This is a genomic window from Flavobacterium sp. LHD-85, assembly GCF_030929595.1.
GTDB lineage: Bacteria > Bacteroidota > Bacteroidia > Flavobacteriales > Flavobacteriaceae > Flavobacterium.
This window is the reverse complement of sequence record NZ_JAVFVR010000008.1, coordinates 96,956-117,107: the sequence shown is the minus strand read 5'-3', so window position 1 is coordinate 117,107 and position 20,152 is coordinate 96,956. Positions and strand designations below refer to the sequence as shown.

General features: G+C 35.6%; 13 protein-coding genes. 2 read left to right on the top strand and 11 right to left on the bottom strand.

Going from position 1 to position 20,152, the window contains the following annotated elements; translation table 11 throughout:
- Positions 1-52: 52 nt before the first annotated feature.
- From RB618_RS14685 to RB618_RS14670, 4 genes are all read right to left on the bottom strand, one after another.
- The gene (locus RB618_RS14685; protein ID WP_308069419.1) at positions 53-1,177 is read right to left on the bottom strand and encodes a glycosylase; all 1,125 of its coding nucleotides are present in this window, start codon (positions 1,175-1,177) and stop codon (positions 53-55) included.
- 199 nt (positions 1,178-1,376) lie between these two features.
- The gene (locus tag RB618_RS14680) at positions 1,377-3,056 is read right to left on the bottom strand and encodes a hypothetical protein (protein ID WP_308069418.1); all 1,680 of its coding nucleotides are present in this window, start codon (positions 3,054-3,056) and stop codon (positions 1,377-1,379) included.
- 305 nt (positions 3,057-3,361) lie between these two features.
- Positions 3,362-5,548 (bottom strand): alpha-rhamnosidase, encoded by a 2,187-nt coding sequence (locus RB618_RS14675; protein ID WP_308069417.1) that lies wholly within the window; start codon positions 5,546-5,548, stop codon positions 3,362-3,364.
- Between the two features lie 427 nt (positions 5,549-5,975).
- On the bottom strand, positions 5,976-6,794 hold the full coding sequence (locus tag RB618_RS14670; RefSeq protein WP_308069416.1) for a helix-turn-helix transcriptional regulator: 819 nt from the start codon (positions 6,792-6,794) through the stop codon (positions 5,976-5,978).
- Between the two features lie 101 nt (positions 6,795-6,895).
- Here RB618_RS14670 and RB618_RS14665 point away from each other — a divergent pair, with 101 nt between their 5' ends.
- The gene (locus RB618_RS14665; protein ID WP_308069415.1) at positions 6,896-8,107 is read left to right on the top strand and encodes an MFS transporter; all 1,212 of its coding nucleotides are present in this window, start codon (positions 6,896-6,898) and stop codon (positions 8,105-8,107) included.
- Positions 8,108-8,445: 338 nt separating this feature from the next.
- Here the strand turns inward: RB618_RS14665 and RB618_RS14660 are convergent, their stop codons facing one another.
- The 3 genes from RB618_RS14660 to RB618_RS14650 all read right to left on the bottom strand — a co-directional run bounded on the left by RB618_RS14660 (position 8,446) and on the right by RB618_RS14650 (position 13,758).
- The gene (locus tag RB618_RS14660) at positions 8,446-10,026 is read right to left on the bottom strand and encodes a sodium:solute symporter (protein WP_308069414.1); all 1,581 of its coding nucleotides are present in this window, start codon (positions 10,024-10,026) and stop codon (positions 8,446-8,448) included.
- Positions 10,023-11,087: a Gfo/Idh/MocA family oxidoreductase gene (locus RB618_RS14655; protein ID WP_308069413.1), complete on the bottom strand. Its 1,065-nt coding sequence runs from the start codon at positions 11,085-11,087 to the stop codon at positions 10,023-10,025. Before RB618_RS14655 ends, RB618_RS14660 begins: the two co-directional genes overlap by 4 nt.
- 154 nt (positions 11,088-11,241) lie before the next feature.
- The gene (locus tag RB618_RS14650) at positions 11,242-13,758 is read right to left on the bottom strand and encodes a right-handed parallel beta-helix repeat-containing protein (protein ID WP_308069412.1); all 2,517 of its coding nucleotides are present in this window, start codon (positions 13,756-13,758) and stop codon (positions 11,242-11,244) included.
- 432 nt (positions 13,759-14,190) lie between these two features.
- On the opposite strand from RB618_RS14650, the gene RB618_RS14645 reads away from it, so the two are divergent.
- Positions 14,191-15,867 (top strand): glycoside hydrolase family 28 protein, encoded by a 1,677-nt coding sequence (locus tag RB618_RS14645; protein WP_308069411.1) that lies wholly within the window; start codon positions 14,191-14,193, stop codon positions 15,865-15,867.
- 492 nt (positions 15,868-16,359) lie between these two features.
- Here RB618_RS14645 and RB618_RS14640 read toward each other — a convergent pair whose 3' ends face one another.
- The 4 genes from RB618_RS14640 to RB618_RS14625 all read right to left on the bottom strand — a co-directional run bounded on the left by RB618_RS14640 (position 16,360) and on the right by RB618_RS14625 (position 20,049).
- Positions 16,360-17,190 carry an amidohydrolase family protein gene (locus RB618_RS14640; RefSeq protein WP_308069410.1) on the bottom strand — a complete coding sequence of 277 codons (831 nt, stop codon included), beginning with the start codon at positions 17,188-17,190 and terminating at the stop codon, positions 16,360-16,362.
- Positions 17,191-17,196: 6 nt separating this feature from the next.
- A complete protein-coding gene (locus RB618_RS14635) occupies positions 17,197-17,994 on the bottom strand; it encodes an SDR family oxidoreductase (RefSeq protein WP_308069409.1) in 798 nt (265 codons plus the stop codon).
- A gap of 168 nt (positions 17,995-18,162) precedes the next feature.
- Positions 18,163-19,176: a zinc-binding alcohol dehydrogenase family protein gene (locus RB618_RS14630; protein ID WP_308069408.1), complete on the bottom strand. Its 1,014-nt coding sequence runs from the start codon at positions 19,174-19,176 to the stop codon at positions 18,163-18,165.
- An 18-nt stretch (positions 19,177-19,194) separates the two neighbouring features.
- Positions 19,195-20,049 (bottom strand): fumarylacetoacetate hydrolase family protein, encoded by an 855-nt coding sequence (locus RB618_RS14625; protein ID WP_308069407.1) that lies wholly within the window; start codon positions 20,047-20,049, stop codon positions 19,195-19,197.
- Positions 20,050-20,152 lie beyond the last annotated feature (103 nt).

Genomic DNA, 20,152 nt, shown 5'->3' with positions numbered 1-20,152 from the left:
GGTAACCAAAAGCCACACCGGTAAAATGTCCCGTAGGGACTATATCTATATTTTACTTCTTTACTTTTTTTTCAGGAGGAGCCACAAAATTCAATTTGCTTTTTCCTAGATCTTTAGAAGTTGCAATTGCAATTCCTCTTTGTTCTGCTTTGTTAACGGCGCAGTAAAAATGATAAACAACTCCATCATGTTTTACTACAAATGATTTATGCGCAAACAAATCGTCGTATGGTTCTGATGATTTAACTAAGTCATCGCCTTTCCAATCTGTCCAGTTCACTAAATCATTCGAAACGGCAAAACGGTTAAATGCGCCTTGATTCCAACCTGTCCAAAAAGCACCAAAATAGAACATTACCCAAGTATCATTAATTCGCTGAATATAAGCATCTCCCGAAATTCCTTTATGATGATTAATTAAAGGTTTGTCGCCATAACGTTTCCAGGTTTTCATATCGTTTGAAACCGCCATAGCAATACGCTCAGCGCCTTTTGCAGGATTGATACTGTCGCCACGGGCATTGTAATACATGATAAAATTGTGTCCTGTTAGTTTATCTTTATCACGAATTACACTGTTTTTGTACATTGTACTATTATCCCACCATTTGGCGTCTTTGTCTTTTGGTGTTAAAACCGGATTTTCTAATCGTTGAAATTCGTGTGGTTTTGTTGGTGCTTCTTTGGTATATGCCATTCCGATTGACAAAACACCTGCTTCGTAACCTTTGCTGTCTCCGCCAAAATAACTCATCCAGTATTTATCATCGTACTTTTCCCATTCATAGCTCCCGCCCCAAGTCAAGTCTTGCAACGAAATATATCCTGCTTTTTGATTGACGTCCCAATGTTTTTCATTTTCAGAAAAAGACATTACTTTTCCTAAATGTTTCCAATCTAAAAGATTGTCGCTTTCCGCAAGCCAGGTTTCGTAACCTCTTCCGTCATAAATTAAATACGTCATATACCATTTTCCGTCTTTTCTAAATACACTCGGACAATCCATTTTGTATGAGTTGTCAGTCGGAACCATCACTAATCCGTATTTATAAGGCGTTTTGATTTCTTCGTAAATCTCCTGCATTACGCTGTCGGTAATTTCTCTTTTCTTGTATTTGGTTGCACAGCTGGTTATAGCAAGTGCTGAAATGGTTAGGATTAGATATTTAATTTTCATTTTTATGTTTTTTTTGCCACGAAGGCGCTAAGGCTCTAAGTTTTTTTGTTTTGGAACGACTTAATCTCGCAAAGTCGCAGAGTCGCAAAGTTTCTATTCTCTATTCTCTATTCTCTATATTCTATATTCTATATTCTATATTCTACATTCTACATTCAAAAATCTTGCTTCTTGCATCTTTCTTCTTCCCTACTCTCTTCTATTTCTTCAACTCTTTTAATTTAGATTCCATTACGTCTTTATTCAGTTTTACTTTTACCATTCCAGTTGGATGAAATCTTCTTTTTAGATCGATTGCATTATACACTATGGTGTAAACGTCATTCCCTTCTGGGATTAGACAAAGTGGCGTTCTCATAATATCCCACCATTTATCGACTTTGGTTTCTATTGGTAAATAATGAGCTTCAGCCCAATTAACTCCGTCTACTGATAATGAATACGCAATCATGTTTGGTAAATGATGTCCCCAGCCGTCTGGACCACCGTCGAAAATCGCGATGTACATTCCGTTTGGTAATTGGCTTACAATTGGGTTTTCTACGAATAACGGGTGCATGGTTTTAATTGGTTCCAAACCTTTGTTCATTCTAAGCCAAGGGCCTTCTAAACTTTTGGACTCTGCCAAAGCTACAAACCAGCCTTTTCCTGATTTCTTCGGATAATCTGCCCAAGAATTGAACGGATACGCACCGCTATAAAATCCGAAATACTTATCTCCAACTTGATACGGAAAAAACGAAGCAACACCCTGACGTCCTTCCCAAGGCTGAGAATCTAATCCTGGTTCTATGATGATTCCCATGTCTTTATAAGGACCGCCGATTCCGTTGATTCCTTTAACAGTTGATTCACAACGCCAAATTCGTCCGAATGAATGGTTCGGTTCAATTTCTTTGCTTACGGTATAAGCCAAATAATAACCATACCATTTGTTTGCTTTTTCATTGAAAACTGGCATATAAGACCAAATAGCTGCACGACGATCATTCATGGGATTATCATCTTCTGTAACAGCATAAGTTCCACTTGCTTGATAAATGGTTGATTCTCTTTTCCAATGGATTGCATCTTTACTTGTCCAATGCCCTATTTTGGTTTTTACACGATCGTAATAATAATCAACTCCCTTTTCTCCTGCTCTTTCGGTTGGAAACATATGGTACGTATCGCCGACTTTTACTACACGACCGCCTTCAAAACCGCCTTGAATTCCTTCTGTTCCAGACATTCCTTCGTCAATAACAGGTTTGTTTTCTCCGCCAATAATTTCAAAAAGTGGTTTTTCATCTGAAAATCCTTCAACGATAAAGGTTGGATTCCAGAGTTTTCCGTCTGGTAATTTAACATCTCTGGCATTTAACTGCTGGTCGCTTTTCAAAACTCCCAAAACAGCAAATAATCCTTTTTGATTTGCTAAAATAGTGTGAGTTCCTTTTCCGTAAGGAATTGCATAAACACTTACTGGGGGTAAACCCGTAATCGCAACTCCGTTTTCAAGAATCTCATTATTATTTCCAATTTGATTGGGTTGAAGATATTCAGCATTTTTATCCTGAAAAACACCAACCATAACAGTTACTGGTTCCTTAAATTTTAACTGTAATGGAGCATTAGTTCCGTTTTTATATTTATCTAAAGGAAGTTCAATTCCTGTTAAACCTTGCAATTCTGGAGCTAAACGAACAATATTGTGTTTGCTTCCTGAAAATACGTGAGCGTATTGTGCTGTTTTGAATGTCTTGTAATTGGATTTTACAATTTCAAATGATGCTGGTTTCCATGCGGTGGTTTGTGCTGTAGCTTGGATGCAAACGGTTAATAGCATTAAGAATGCTGTTTTTAATTTGAAATGGTATATTTTACTTTTTGAAAACATTGGTTTTTTATTTTTATTGGCTTTTATTCTTTCTTATGTATTTCCCCCGATCTTGTCATTTCGACGTAAGGAGAAATCTTCGTTTGCTGAGCACGCTTTTAAGATCAATCTTTGTGGAGCTACTTGTGAAGATTTCTCGTTCCTCGAAATGACAAATTGAACGTGATAATTTTTGTGGTTACAAGTGTGATTTGCTTCGCCTATTCGCTACCGCTCGAGTCTCCTTCGTCGGAATGACAAACAAGAAGTTATAAGCTAGCGACTAATTACTAATCATTCATAACTCATAACTCATAACTCATAACTCACAAAGCCTTATAACTCACTTTATACTCCACATTCGGTTTTACAATTAACTGATATTTATTTTTTGCTAATTCTGTAATCGTTCCAGAATTTGTTTTTGGTTTAACTGAACTTTCAAAAATCAATTTTCCTTCTCCTTCGGCTGCTTTTACTTTAATTTCTTTGGTACTGCAATACACAGCAACTTCTCCGTTTGGTGTTGGCACTTTTCCTTCCATCCATTTTAAACCGCCAAGATTTGGTTTGATTTCATATTCTGAATAACCTGGAGCAGTTGGTTTTACACCTAGATAATATTTCCCTAATAAATAAATCGGACTTGCGCCCCAAGCGTGGCAAAGACTTTTCCCGTAGGGACGACCGTACATCGTTAAATGTTCCGTTCCTTTTTTATTCGGATTGTATTCTTCCCAGAAAGAAGTCGCGCCTTCATTTAGCATTCCGCCCCAATAATCTTTCATTTCTTTTAAAACATAATCCTGTTCGCCCATTGCGCATAAGGCTTCCAACTCGTAGAAACGCATATATGGTGTAGTGATTTGAAGAACATCTTTATTCAGCAACACTTTATTTTTTACGCTTTGTTTTTGTTCTTCTGTAAAATAATTGAAGAAAATACCGAACATATTAGCGTATCTAGTTACAATATTTTGAATTTTACGGTCGATACGTTGGTGTTTCATGACGTTTTCCTTTTTATCCCAAAAAACATCAAATAATTTGGTTTTTAAATCATCTCCTAATTTTTCATATTGTTTTTGGTCTTCACTTTTACCAGCAATTTCAGCACTTACGGCCATAGCTTCTAAACTTCTCGCTAAAAGCATTTGCTCAAAACTCACTTCGCCTGTTTTTGGTAATCCGTCTGCCCAATCGATGAAAACCCAATCCCCTTCTAATGGTTCAAGGAATCCGTTTTTATTTCTTCTTTCTAAACAAAAATCCATAAGCGATTTCATTCTTGGATAGAAAGTTTTGATGAATTTTGTATCGCCTGTGTGCAAGTAATAATCGTAAACACCTACAAACCAATACAACGAATAATCCATTATGATATTTACGTGAGCTGTTACAGGATCTTTCCCGCGAAGCGCTAACAAAGTTCTTTCTACCGAAGCCGAATCAAAGAATAAATAATAATTCATTAAATAACTTTGATAAGCGTCACCCGACCAAACCCAACGGTCGCGTTTAATTCCGTCTATAAAAAATTCGCGAGAAGTTAAATGCATCGTATAAGCCGACACATCCCAAATTTTATTCAATTGTTCATCCGAAGATTTGAATGCGCCACGATAATCTAATGGCAGATATTCATAAAGCATCGAAATTGAATCGTATTTTACACCTGCATCTGCTTGCACCTGAACATAGCGGAATGCTTTCGATCCGTCATGTGTATAAGTTTCAGACTGTTTTCCATCAAAAGATAAATGATCTAAAGTTTCGCATTTAGCAGAATCCAAAGCTTCTTCACGAGATTCGCCATAATAAAATGCTAGTTTTCCTTTTCCCCTTAAACCATGAATTTTAATATAACCAAAAGTCTCTTTACCAAAATCTACCAACTGACCAGCTCCTATTTTTTCTGTTTTTTTAGCACTTAAAGGTTTTGTTGTTAGTTTAAACTCAGAAGGTTTATTTTCTGGCGAATTAAAATTCCAATAACCAACAGGAACCCAAGGCGTACCAGATTGTTGTGCTTTTCCAGTTTCATCAATCCAAAGTTTATCTTCGTTGGTAACTTTCCACGAAGCATCAGATTTAACGTATTGACCTGAAATATAAATAGCTGGCAATACTTCTTGATTGTAAACTTTAAAAGAAATTTTGTGTTTTCCGGCAGGAACTGCGATTGATTTTGGCTGTCCGTAAATTTGAACACCGTCTAAAAGCAATTGAAAAGGGCCTTCTGAAAAGATTTTCACTTCGTCTGGTTTTGGAATATCTACTTCTGTCTGAAAAGTGACCAAAGCATATGGACTATAATATTGCCAAAGCGGAGGAAACACCGCTTCGCGTTCTGTACGTCTTACCTGCATTTTATTGCTTAACCAAACTTCGAAATCTCCTGGATACCAGATCCATGTCGCTTCTTTTGGTTTTTCTTGTGCAGATGACAACGAACAACAAAAAAGGGCAACAAAAAAAAGTAAAGTCTTAAAAATGGAAAAGCGGTTTAGCATAGTTAGTTTATTTTGGGACTAAAGATAAGTGTTATCTTTACATTTGACAACCTGCACTATCCTGCTATTTCATAAAAAACAATACTTTTTGATAATTTTTTAAGGGAAAAATTATGGGGTATCACTTTTTTAGTACTAAAAAAAATGATGTTGCAATTTTATGGGACACGGATGAGACGGATTCGCTATCGCGAAGACGCAGATGAAAACGGATTTTAATTTTTTAAACACATAGAGATATAGAATTGCTCTGTGGGTAAAAGGCGTTTCACTTGCATACATACACATAACTATGTGTTAATGACGAGTCATTTTTTATTATCTCTATTTTGCTAAGAAAAAAAAATCTATGTTTCTATGTGTTTAAAAAATCCGCGTCTTTACGAAGTAAATCCGTTTTATCCGCGTTCTAATTTAGGCAAACAATCTAAGCAATCATTCTTTCAGATTCATTCTCATCTTCTAAAATATAGTTAGAAGGTGTTTTGCCCAAATGCTTTTTAAACATATAAATAAAAGCACTTGTAGTTTCGTAACCTAAATTGAAGGCGATTTCTTTGATGGATTGTTTTTCGCCTAAACGTTTTATGGCTTCTAATAATTTTAATCGAGTACGCCAATCGCTGAAATTCATTCCCAATTCTTTTATGAATAATCGCGATAAAGTTCGGCTACTCATAAAAGAAAGTTCGGCATAATAATCAATCGTTTGTTTACTCGAAACATCACTCATTAAAAGTTCTACCACTTTCTGAAGCCTTTCATCATTTGTAGTAGGCAAAAAAGTGGCGCTTGGCACTATTAAAGCCAGTTCATCTAAAAAGACGTAAATGATTCTTAATTGTGATTCTGTTAAGTTACCGCTTGTTCCAAAAGAAATGATTTTGAAAACCAATTGCTTTAAAAACATCGGAATATCAAACGAGAAACTCTTTTCTGGCAATCCTCCAATTGCAGAAGGATCAATAAAAACACTGTAATAGTTAACGTCTTTCTGAAAAGTAACTTGATGCTCTACTCCGCTTGGAATCCAAAGGCCTTGCAACGGATTTACAACCCAAATGTTATTGCCGACCACAACATTCATTACGCCACGAGTTGCATAGATCAATTGAGCTCTTGGATGCGAGTGCGAAATACACATTTCGTTGTTAACTGTTTCAGTATAACCTATAACCGGGATTGAGGAATCTACTTGATATCCAAAATCTGTTGCTACTCTATATGTCCGATATTGACTATTCATTGTCCAAATATAGCAATTCTGACATTAGTATTCTTTTAATCTTTGCAAAAAATAATACAGCTGTTGTTTTTTAACCTAATTTAAAAATCAAAAAATATCTCATGGACACTATTAAAGCAAATCCTGACATAGTTAAAAAAACCACTTATTCGATCTTATTCATCATAAGTTTTTCTCATTTAATTAATGATCTTTTACAGGCTGTTGTTCCTTCAATTTATCCGCTTTTAAAAGATAATTTCAGTTTAAGTTTTACTCAAATTGGTATTATTACTTTGACTTACCAAATGGTTGCCTCTATTTTACAGCCGTTTGTGGGAATGTATACCGATAAAAACTCAAAACCGTATTCGCTTATTGTTGGAATGTGTTTTACAATGATTGGACTTTTCTTTGTTTCGATCGCTTCAAGTTTTATCAACTTATTATTATCAGTAAGTTTAATCGGAATTGGATCTTCAATTTTTCATCCTGAATCTTCTCGTGTCGCGCATTTGGCTTCGGGCGGAAAAAGAGGTTTGGCGCAGTCTATTTTTCAATTGGGAGGAAATGCAGGAAGTGCTATTGGGCCTTTGTTAGCCGCATTTATCGTTATTCCGCACGGACAATCTTATATCGCTTGGTTTTGTATTATTGCGTTAGTTGGTGTTTTTGCTTTGTATAAAATTGCGATTTGGTACACTGCACATTTATCTGAAAGAAATGCGAATAAAGCTTCTCATCAAATCGAGACACATCATTTGTCTAAAAACCGAGTAATTGCTTCGTTGATTATTCTTTTGGTTCTGATTTTCTCTAAGTATTTCTACATGAGCAGTATTACAAGTTATTATACTTTCTTTTTGATTGATAAATTTCACATTACAATTCAGCAATCGCAAGTATATTTATTCTTGTTCTCGGGCGCTGTTGCAGCAGGAACTTTAATTGGAGGACCAATTGGAGATCGATACGGTAGAAAATATGTAATCTGGGTTTCTATTTTGGGTGTTGCTCCGTTTACTTTGATGCTGCCTTACGTTTCTTTATTCTGGGTTGGAACTTTATCTGTAATTATCGGATTGATTCTTTCTTCGGCATTCTCAGCAATTCTAGTTTATGCAACTGAATTAATGCCAGGAAAAGTTGGTTTAGTTGCAGGTCTTTTCTTCGGATTTGCTTTCGGAATGGGCGGTTTAGGTTCTGCTATTTTAGGAAAAATTGCCGATGCAACAAGTATAGAATATGTATTTAAGATTTGTGCGTTTCTGCCTTTGATTGGGATTATTACTGGGTTCTTGCCTAATTTGGAGAAGAAAAAGAAGATTGAGTAATTTTTTTATGCCACAAAGTCGCTAAGGCGCAAAGTCTTAATTTTTAATTTAAGATTTTAATTGCGTACCACTAAGGCGGGATGAAAACAAAATACAAAGCTCAAAAGGCTTTAGCCAAAATATGTAAAATTTGGCTAAAGCCTTTTTCTATTCTTAATTACATACACCTCCAGTTAAAACTGGAGGCAACTTATAAAATAGCCTTGCTTTATTTATAATCTTTTTCAAAACATAGCCCGTGGTTTCAACCACGGGAAACGTATTTTGATAAACGTAATGTTATACATTGCGTCCCCGTGGTTGAAACCACGCGCTATATTTGAAATTCTTTGAATTTATTAATTCCCATTAAAAACCAAATACAAAACCAAAATCGTCAATCCCAACAAACCAAACAAAAGCTTAACCTTTTTACTAGTTTTAGGAATATCCGTTTCATCTGAAACATTAACTTCAGGATTTTTATCGGTTAAAGAAATAATAACGGCTGCAATTAAAAGCGTAGTAAAAATGTAAAACGAAATCAATAAAAAGTGAGGCCAAACGGGATATTTATCGGCTGGGAAAATCCATAAATACAAAACGCCAACAAACAAACTAAAAGCTGAACCCCAAGAAAGTGTTGCATTTACGGCTTTTTTGGTGGTGCGTTTCCAGAAAACACTCAAAAGGAAAACAACAGATAATGAAGGCGCCAGGAAACCTAAAACCGCCTGAAAAATGTTGAATAAATTTTGCCCTTTGATATTATCAATAGCAACGGCAATCAGAATCGCAAAAACACATCCAGCAGCAATCGTTAAACGACCAATTTTAATCTGATCCTGAATTGTCGCCGTCGGGTTAATTTTCTTTACATAAATATCATTCGTGAAAACGGTGCTCAAAGCATTTAACGAAGAACCAATTGTTCCCACCAAAACCGCAATCATCACGCAGATTACCAAACCGTTCATTCCGCTTGGAAAAAGATTGGTAACCATTGTCATATAAGCCAAATCAGAATTGCTTCCTAATTCTGGATATAAAGCATAACATAAAATTCCAGGAAGAATAAACAACGGCAAAGCCATAACTTTTAACCATCCAATAAAGTTAACTCCCAATTGTCCCTGCTCCAAATTTTTAGCTCCCAAAACACTCTGCACCATCGATTGATCGGTACAGAAAAAAGCAACTGCAGCTACAGGATATCCCAACAAAATAGCAGGCCATGGATAATGTGCATCATCTGAAGGACGGACTAAATTCCAAAAGTTAGAAGGTGTTTTAGCAATTAAAACATCTATTCCGCCTAGTTTTTGCAAGCCTAAAAAGGAAAGTGTAAGCGAAACGACAATCAGCAGAATCATTTGAAAAACATTCACTTTTGCAATTGCTTTTAATCCTCCAGCAAAGGTGAAAATCCCAGAGAAAATCACTAAAACGGTAACGCTCTGCCACATCGGAATGCCGAGAATCTGACGTACTAAAACGCCTCCGCTGAATAATCCCAAAGACAACCAGCTTACTAATATTTTTACCAAAGCATACCAAGCTAAAATATTCTGTGTACTGTCGCCGTAGCGTTTTCCCATATATTCGGGCATCGTGCTGACTTTACTCGCAATATATCTTGGCGCAAAAACCATTGCCAAGAGCAGTAAAAACACAAAAGCGTACCATTCGAAATTTCCTGCTACAATTCCCGTAGCATAACCAATACTTGCAAAAGCCAATAATGACGAAGGTCCAACGTTGGTTCCCCACATATTAAACCCAATGCTGTACCAGTTTAATGAATTTCCAGCCAGAAAAAGCGTTTCGTTTTTCTTTCTCTGTTTCATACTTACCACGTATCCAATGACTAATAAAGCCACCAAATAACCCGCAACAATTATAAAATCGAGCGTGGTTAATTTGTCGTAGATACTATTCATAGTCCGTACTCGTTAAGAATATCGGCAATTTTAACCGGCATTCCAGTTTGCAAAGATTTATCCATTGCTTGTAACAAAGCCACAGTTTCAATCCCTTCTTCCATGTTTGGATAAGCTTCAAAACCTTGCTCGATACTATCAACAAAATATTCTAAATAATTCTGATATTCACCGCCGTGATGACTTTGCCCTTCAAAACGGAAATAATATTTTATCGTACTGTCGCCCCAAGTAATTACTTTTTCTTCGCCCGTTTTGTCTGTAATCGCATAGCGCAATTCGTGATAATCAGCTTGACTTGCCCCTTCTGCTGCTCTTAAAATCGTACTCATGCCGCTGTCACGTTGCGCTGGTTGAGTTGGCGAAGTGTAAACACCGCTTACACGAGCAATTCTACCATCAGTTGCTTTAAAGATAAAATGCATCGTGTCTTCATTTTTCAAACCTGCATTTTGTCCGTTACTGCTGATCATTCCATACCCCATTACTTCCTGAATATTTGGCAAATACCATCTAATGAAATCTACAGGATGACTCAAACCTCCATACAACCATTTAAACGATTGCAAAAGCGACCATTCTTTCTTTAAAAACCACCTGTGATCAGCATGGTATTGCGCTTCAATTGTAATTAAATCTCCTATTAAACCTGCTTCATAATCGGCTCTTTGCCTTTTTGCTGGTTCGAAGAAACGAGAACTTTGCCCAATAAAAACTTTCTTTCCTGTCGATTTGCTTAATTCTAAAAGCTCTTTGGCATCCGAAAGATCATCGATAAACGGTTTGGTACAAACTACATGCTTTCCGTGCAATAAAGCTTGTTTTACATGTTGTGCATGCAGATGATCTGGCGTATAAATCGCAATAATATCGATCGAATCATCGTTTAATAAATCGTCGTAATTGGTTGTATAAGAATGAAAATCGAATTCTTTTGCGCGTTGTTTGCACAATTCTTCGTTTCGGTCGCATATTTTAACAAGTTCTAACTTTGAACTTTCTATAGCACCCGACATTGTGCTTCGTCCTTCTCCAAGTCCCAGAATGGCTATTTTTAACATGAGGTGTGGTTATTTTAGATTGTTGATTTTAGATTTTAGATTATTTCTGAAACCTACTTTGAGGTTAGTTTTATTTTTCACGCAGATTAAGCAGATCGAGCAGATTCTCTTTTTCTTGATTCTCTAATAGATTCTTTCTTCTTGGCTCTTTCTTCTATTTTTTCTCCTCTACACTAACCTTATTCAAGAAAATCCAAGTTTCGTCTGGTTTTGTGCCTTCAATTCCAGATTGATATTTTTTCATTAAGGCGTTCCATTGATCTACTCTTGGGTTATTTTCTGTTGTTCTCGGATTTAGTTTATCTAGATTCTCTCCTTTCGGAATACTGATTACCAAAATCAATTGTCTGTCTTTTTTGAAGACTTGTAATTGTTGGAAATCAGCATTACAGAAACCTTTGGCAACTTCTGGCCATTTTTCGAATTGTGTTTTATGATATTCCACGTATTCTTTTTGCAGTTTTTCGTCAGCAGGAAGATTCGCCATTAAAACCACATTTTCCCAATCAGATGCTGGTTTTGAATCTTTACATCTTTCGAAATTTTGAAAATCGTAAACTAAATCTTCATAGATTTTAATTTCTAAAGAAGGAAAAGCGCCTGCCAGTTTTCGTTTTGTTCTTTCGGGCTGATTCATTTTTCCGTAAATCACCAAATGATTTTTCCATTGGTATAATTCCTGACCTACAATTCTAAATCCAGTTAAAGTTGATTTGATTTTCTCGATATCAAAATCAGAACCTATCAATTCGATTGCATACGGTTTCGGCATTTCCTGCAATCCCCATTTTTCATCGATTACAACTTCTTTTTCTAAATCTTTATAAGGCGCTCTGATTCCTGCAGCGTTTTTAATTTTAGAACTTACATACGGATCATTGTGTTCCCAGATATTGCCTTTTGGACCGTTATGGTTTTTAAGGATTTTCTTCTCGGCAATCCAATTGTTTTTAATGGTAAAACCTTCGCTTCCTTCATCGGTATACAAATACAGCCATAAAAACGGATCGTGTGCATACGGACTATTGTAAACTTTGTCTATATAATTTTCTTCGATTCGGCTGTTTGGCTGAGCCGAAAGCGTGTAAATTCCTGCAACATCATGTAAATGTTTGGCATAATGATGAATTTTATTTCCCAGAATTTTATTGTTCTGCATCACGTTTGGCGTATGCGTCCAACCCCAGCCCATTGCCATTCCGGAATACGATACATCCGAAATTTCGTTGTGTTCAATTGTGATGTTTCTAACAAAACCTGCGCTAATTCCCAAAGTTCCCCAATCTTCATTGGTTACGTTGGTGATTAAATTATCTGAAATCACTTCATCAGAACACATTTCTCTTTCATCTTTTATGATTAAAGGCAAATGCGCTTCAAAAGCTTCTTCAGAGAAAATCCCAACGTTTATGGCGCTTCCGCCAATATCTTTAAATAAATTTCCTTTTACAGTATTGTGATTTGTTCCTTTATTTAAATCCAAACCAGTTGAAGCCAAATGTTCAAAACGACAAGATTCAAACTGAATATTATTGGCATAATTAACTTCAACCGCAGCACGAGGTCTTCCAACCCAAGCCTGATTTTCTAAATTCGCCTGATTTGGTGTTCCAGGAACTTTCAATTTATAAGCGTCTAACAAATACAAACCAGATTGCAACGGAACGTGACCTTGCTGTGAAGGACGAAGCCAATTGCTGTATTGAAACGAAATTCCTTTAAATCGAAAATGATGTACAGGTGAATCAATTGTTCCTTTTACTTCAACCAAATTTTCTAAAACTGGAGCCGTAACGGTAACCGAATTAATCTCTTCCCCATCTCCAGGAATATAATAGATTTTAGCATTTTTTTTGTCTAAATACCATTCTCCTGGTTCGTTTAAAAGTGAAAAAGCATTATTTAAGAAATAAGCCGAATTTCCGTTGTTTTTAGAAATCCACGGTGCAGGCCACGGGTGCTCACTTTGAATACGGCTTTCTGGTTCTTCAAAAGAAAGTTTTGCACTATCTTTTTGAACTTCAATATTTTTAATACGCAAGTTGGCATTCGACCACCATTGCACAATAAACATTTCCATTCCCGGTTCAAACTTAACCGATTTATCTTTAAACGGAATCCAACAGGTTTGTTCCTCGTGATTCCATGATAAAATACGCTCCATTGTAGCTCCCGCAGTATTTTTGGCTCTAACGGCTTTTTTTCCATTTACCCACAATTGTCTGTAATCAATCAGACTTCCTCCTTTTTTAGGAGCATCTGCCACCCAAACGGCACCTTTTTTAAGTCCGTTAATAACCGTTGTCGATTTTGTCCAGTTTTTAATTTCGATTCCACCGTTTATAATTGGTCTTGCATTTACATCGGCTTCAATAGTTGTCGGACTTTCTGCTGTTCCCGAATCTTCAGGACGCACAAATAATGGTTCGTTTAAATAATATGTTCCGTTCATTACTATGATTCGGATTCCGTCTTTTATAGATGGATCTTTTAAACGACGAAGTTCTCTGGCTTTTCGCATTGCCATGTGAACTGTTGCCAACGGATTTGATTTTGTTCCGATGTTCGAATCTTTTCCTGATGGTGAAACCCAGATTTCAGCACCACTTGCAGAAATTGTGAATACCAGTAAAAAAACGACTAGTAATTTGTTGAAAGGAATTAAACGCATTATTTATAGTATTGATTTTTTTCTTGAGCTAAAATTACGAGGCATTTATTTAAAGCGCTATAATTTTTACAAATAATTGTATTTTTAACACTTTTACCAAATAACAGGGACAATTTAAAAGAATATAAAATTACAAGCATCCTGTACCCTCCTGTAATATTGACTTCAAGACATTCATTTCGAAAATTCGGCTTTTAATTATCCTTTCATTTCCGAATCAAAAAAAGTTAAATTCATAAAAAATCTGTGATAAACTCACTAAAACTGTCATTTCATATTATTTTTTTAATAGATTTGTGTAATCGATTACATTAAATATTTCAAATTAAAAAACAGTAATTTTATTTATTGAATAAAAATTTCATTAATAAAAAATTGAATTAATAGTGAATCGATTTCTCAAAAAAGACTTTTAACTATAATAGAATAAGAATGAAAACTAACCGAAAAAAACTTTTATGTATTGCTCTCGCCTCTTTTGCTTTGAGTTTCAATACAGTTTCTGCACAAAAATCTGCTGATACGTATAAAAATATTGAGTTTAAAATGGCTGAAGTTCAAGAGCCTGTAATTCCGCAGTACAGTGTGAATCTAAAAGACTTTGGAGCTGTAAATGGTGGTTATGTTTTAAATACAAAAGCTTTTGCAGATGCTATTGATGCACTTTCTAAAAAAGGCGGTGGAAAACTGATTATTCCACCTGGAATTTGGCTCACGGGTCCAATCATTTTAAAAAGTAATATTGAACTTCATGCAGAAAGAGGCGCATTAATCAAATTCAGCACCGATAAATCTTTATATCCAATAATCGAAACCAGTTTTGAAGGTATAAATACTTGGCGATGCATCTCTCCTATTTATGGGAAAAACCTAGAGAACATAGCTTTTACTGGAAATGGCGTTTGGGATGGTTCTGGCGAAGCTTGGAGACAAGTTAAAAAGAGCAAACTAACAGACGAGCAATGGAAGAAATTTGTAGCTTCTGGCGGGGTTTTAAATGAAAAGAAAGATAGTTGGTATCCGTCTGAACAATATTTGAAAGGTGCTAAAGGCGCGGATCAAAATATTCGTCATGACCTGAAAAACAAAGAAGATTTTGAAGCCATTCACGATTTTTTACGCCCGGTTTTGGTTAGCATTCAAAATAGTAAAAGAGTACTGTTTGACGGACCTGTTTTTCAAAATTCTCCTGCGTGGAATATTCACCCGTTATTAATTGAAGATTTAATTGTTAGAAATATAACCGTTCGCAATCCGTGGTTTTCTCAAAATGGTGACGGACTTGATGTGGAATCTTGTAAAAATGTAGTGATTGAAAACTCAAGTTTTGATGTGGGTGATGATGCAATCTGCATTAAATCTGGAAAAGATAAAGACGGACGTGACAGAGGTGTTCCTTGCGAAAATATTATTGTAAAAAATAATATCGTGTATCACGGTCATGGCGGTGTAACGGTTGGAAGCGAAATGTCTGGAGGAGTAAAAAACCTTCACGTCTCTAACTGTACTTTTATGGGAACTGATGTCGGACTTCGTTTCAAGAGTACTCGCGGGCGTGGCGGTGTTGTAGAAAACATTTACATCTCAGATGTTTTTATGACTGATATTCCATCTCAGGCAATTTCGTTTGATTTGTATTATGGAGGAAAATCTATTGCTGAAACTTTAGCAGAAGGTGGAAATACCGTTAGCTCAAAAGCAATTCCCGTAAACGAAGAAACGCCTCAATTTAAAAACATTGTAATCAAAAATATCACAATTAAAGGCGCTCAGCAAGCGGTATTTTTACAAGGTCTTCCTGAAATGAATTTGGAAAATATTGAAATCACAAATCTTATTGCGAAAGCACAAAAAGGTTTCTCAATAATTGATGCTAATGGAATTAAAATCAGCAACGCACAATTGGATATTGAGGCTAAAAATGCTTTCGAAATTTACAATACTAAAAACCTTTCGCTGAAAAATATCGAGTTTAATCCTTCGTCTTCAAACGCAATTACTATTAATGGTGAAGCAAGTAAGAATATTGATTTAAGTGGTTCTTCTGCTAATTTTTCTAAGACGACAACTATTGATAAAAACGTTCCTAAAAAAGCGGTTAAGTTTTAATTCGAAATTTTCAAATTCCAAATTTCAAAACATAGCCCATGGTTTCAACCACGGGACGTAATATTGTCACACGTATTGCATTTCTCGCATTGTGTCCCCGTGGTTGAAACCACGGGCTATATTTTAACCATTTTAATAAGAGGCCAAAGGCCTCAAAGCATCACAATAGGGCAACGCCCTATGAAGTGATATAGACCTGCATCATAAAGCCCTGAAAGGGCGTAAGCAATTTATGACGATTAATGCTTACGCCCTTTCAGGGCTTTATTACGTATGCCCATCTGCTGTCACTGGGCATTGCCCAGTGTTTCATGATGTGAGCCTTTCAGGCTCTTATAATCTATGAGCGAACTCACAACTCACAACTCACAACTCATAACTCACAACTCATAACTCATAACTCATAACTCATAACTCATAACTCATAACTCATAACTCATAACTCATAACTCATAACTCATAACTCATAACTTATAACTTATAATTCATAACTTATAATTCATAAAAACCATTCGCATTCTCAAACCAAATCTTATTCTGGTCTTCAACAGAAAACTTCGAAATATAATCTTCTAAAGTCTTTACTACTTCATGATAATCAGAAGCTACATTAAGAACTGGCCAATCTGAACCATACATTAATTTATCAGTAGAGAAGTTTTCAAAAATTACATCTAAATATGGTTTCAAATCTTCTGGTTTCCAGTTTTTCCAGTCGGCTTCTGTTACCATTCCTGAGATTTTACACCAAACATTATCGTATTTTGCAATTTCTTCAATGCCTTTTTTCCAAGAATCAATATTTCCCGATTTAATATCTGGTTTTGCAATATGATCGATTACAAACTTTTGATTTGGAAAATCTTTTACCAAACTTAATGCTGCTGGTAATTGACGTTCAAAAATTAAAATATCATAAGTATAATTGAAGGATTTTAAAGCTGAAATTCCTCTTCTAAATTCCTTTCCAAACATAAAATCATCAGCTTCGCCTTGAACTACGTGTCTAAAACCTTTCAGTTTTTTTTGATCTGAAAAGAATTGCAAACGTTCTCCAATGTTTTCATTTCGTAAATCGATCCAACCGACAACTCCTTTCATGAAATCATTTTTAGAAGCTAAATCCAATAAAAAATGAGTTTCCTCTTCTGACTGGCTTGCTTGAACTGCAACACAGCCTTCAAACTGGTTTTCTTTTAATAATGGTTGCAAATCTTCGGGAAGAAAATCTCTTTGAATATTCTGCATTGTTTCATCAATCCAGCTATCTCTAACGGGATCAAACTTCCAAAAATGCTGATGGGAATCTATTCTTTTACTCATAACTTTTTAATTAACATCGCTGATTAAAGCGCGGTCTAAATGTACATAACCTCCATCCACAAAAACAAATTGTCCTGTAGTATGCGAAGATTTTTTAGAAATGATGAAAAGTGCCGTATCTGCAATTTCTTCTGTTTTTGTCATTCGGCTTTCTAAAGGAATTGTTTTACTAATTTTTTTCAAGACCGCCTCTCCATCTGGCAATGTTTTAATCCAATCTTCGTAAGCAGGCGTATAACTTTCAGCAATAATAATGGCATTCGAACGAATTCCGTACTGAATCAAATCCACAGCCCATTCTCTTGTTAAGCCTAAAACTCCGCCTTTCGCTGCAGCGTAACCCGAAGTTCCACCCTGTCCAGTTAACGCTACTTTTGAACCAATATTTAAAATATTTCCTTTTGATTCTTTTAAGTATGGAAGTGAATATTTAGCCAATAAAAAATAACTTACAACATTCAGTTTCAAAGAATCCATAAATTCCTCGTAGCTTGAATCTAATCCTGCGCCATCATTTACTCCAACATTATTAATTATGGCATCAATTCTGCCGTATTTAGCTCCGATTACCTTTACAGCATTTTCGATTGCAACAGGATCGGTTACGTCTGTCTGGACAAATAACGAATTAACGCCTCTTTTCTGAAGTCTTTCCACGTATTCAAAACCTCTTGCGTTTCTGTCAACTAAAACCGGAATTGCGCCTTCATCTGCCAATCGGTTTACGATCGTTTCTCCGATACTGCCTTCTTTCCCAGCCGAACCAGAAACGACAACTATTTTATTTTTTAAGTTTAAATCCATTTTTGTGGGTATTAAAATTTATTTTTAAACACATAGAAACATAGTTTAAAAACCGCACAAAGGCGTTTCACTTGCATTAACACACATAGCTATGTGTTAAGAAACTAGTTTCTTTTTTATTCTCTTTTACACACAATAAAAATCTATGTTTCTATGTGTTAGAAAAAATTATTCTATTTCGATTAATGCTTTAATCACATTATTCTTCGGATCAATCAATTTCCCAAAATCAGTAATCATTTCAGAGAAACTTGTTCTGTGCGTAATGTATTTTTTAGGATCGATTTTTCCTTCTTTCAAACATTTCATCACATATTCGAAATCTTCGATTGTTGCATTTCGGCTGCTCATTAAAGTCGATTCTCTTTTGTGGAAATCGGGGTGACTAAAACTTAATTCTCCTTTTTGAAGTCCGACCAAAACAAATCTTCCACCATGCGAAATATAATTAAAAGCGCTGTTCATTACTTTCTGATTTCCAGTTGCATCAATTACCACATTTACCATATCACCATTTGTCAATTCAGCTAATTTTTGTGCAACATCATCGTTTAATGGATTAATCGTTTCGTCTGCTTGTAACTGTTCTTTACAGAAATTCAGTCTGTAATCGTTGATATCCATTACAATTACTTTTGCTCCAGCGATTTTAGCAAACTGAATCAAACCTATTCCAATTGGTCCTGCTCCCATTACTAAAACAGTATCTGTTGGTTTAACCGCTGCTCTTCTAACGCCGTGAGCTGCAATTGCTAAAGGTTCAACCAAAGCCAATTCATCATAATCTAAACCTTGACCATGCAATAAATATTGTTCTGGAATCGACACATATTCAGCCATTCCGCCGTCAATGTGAACGCCGAAAACTTTAATATTTACACAGCAGTTTGTTAGTCCGTTTCTACAAGCCACGCATTTTCCACAATTGAAATACGGAATAAACGTAACTTTATCTCCCGGTTTAAAACCCGCAGCATTTCCTTTTACATATTCTGCAGCCAATTCGTGACCTAAAATTCTTGGATATTCAAAATAAGGCTGAGTTCCCCCAAAAGCATGAATATCAGTTCCGCAGATTCCGATTCTTTTAATTTTCAATAAAACTTCACCCTCTTTTGGTTCTGGAATACTGGTTTCTTTTAATAGAAATTCCTGAGGTTTTTCGCAAACTATATATTTCATTTTATACTTTCTTAATTTTTATTTTTGATATGCTACGGCTTTCTGTCTGCTTGTTCCTAAACCTTCAATTCCCAATTCCACAACATCGCCCGCTTTAATGTAAATCGGATCTGGTTTGATTCCTAAACCAACTCCAGGAGGCGTTCCTGTGCTGATAATATCACCTGGAAGCAAAGTCATAAACTGACTTAAATAATGTACCAGATAAGGAATTTTGAAAACTAGATTTAGTGTATTACTGTCTTGGTATTTTTTACCATTTACCGTCAGCCACATCTTTAAATTGTCAACATCGGCAATTTCCTCTTTTGTCGCCAAAAATGGGCCAAGAGGTGCAAAAGTGTCGCTTCCTTTTCCTTTTGCCCATTGTCCGCCACGCTCTAATTGAAATGCTCTTTCACTATAATCATTTAATAAAGCATAACCCGCAACGTAATTTAAAGCTTCCGCTTCTTCAACATAACTTGCTTTTTTACCCACAACAAAAGCCAATTCAACTTCCCAGTCGGTTTTTTCGCTATTTTTTGGAATAATCAAATCATCATCTGGCCCACACAAAGAAGTTGTCGATTTAAAGAAAATAATTGGTTCTGTCGGAATCGGAGCGTTTGTTTCTTTACAGTGATCAATATAATTTAATCCAATGCAGATAATTTTGGAAGGTCTTGCTACTGGCGAACCCAATCGTACCGAAGCATCAACTTCTGGCAAAGTCGGGTTACTTTCTAATGCTTTTTCTAATTTTTCTAATCCGTTTTCTTCAAAAAAACTTTCGTTAAAATCGGTTACAATCGAAGAAACATCATATCTCTTTTCTCCAATCAAAACTCCAGGTTTCTCTTTTCCGATTTCTCCAAAACGTATTAATTTCATAATCGTATATTTTTAATTGTTAGTTTATTTTTTCTGATGAAAGGTATCCATCAATTGCATAATCATCTTAGAAATTCTACTTCTTATTCATTCAAAATCCTTT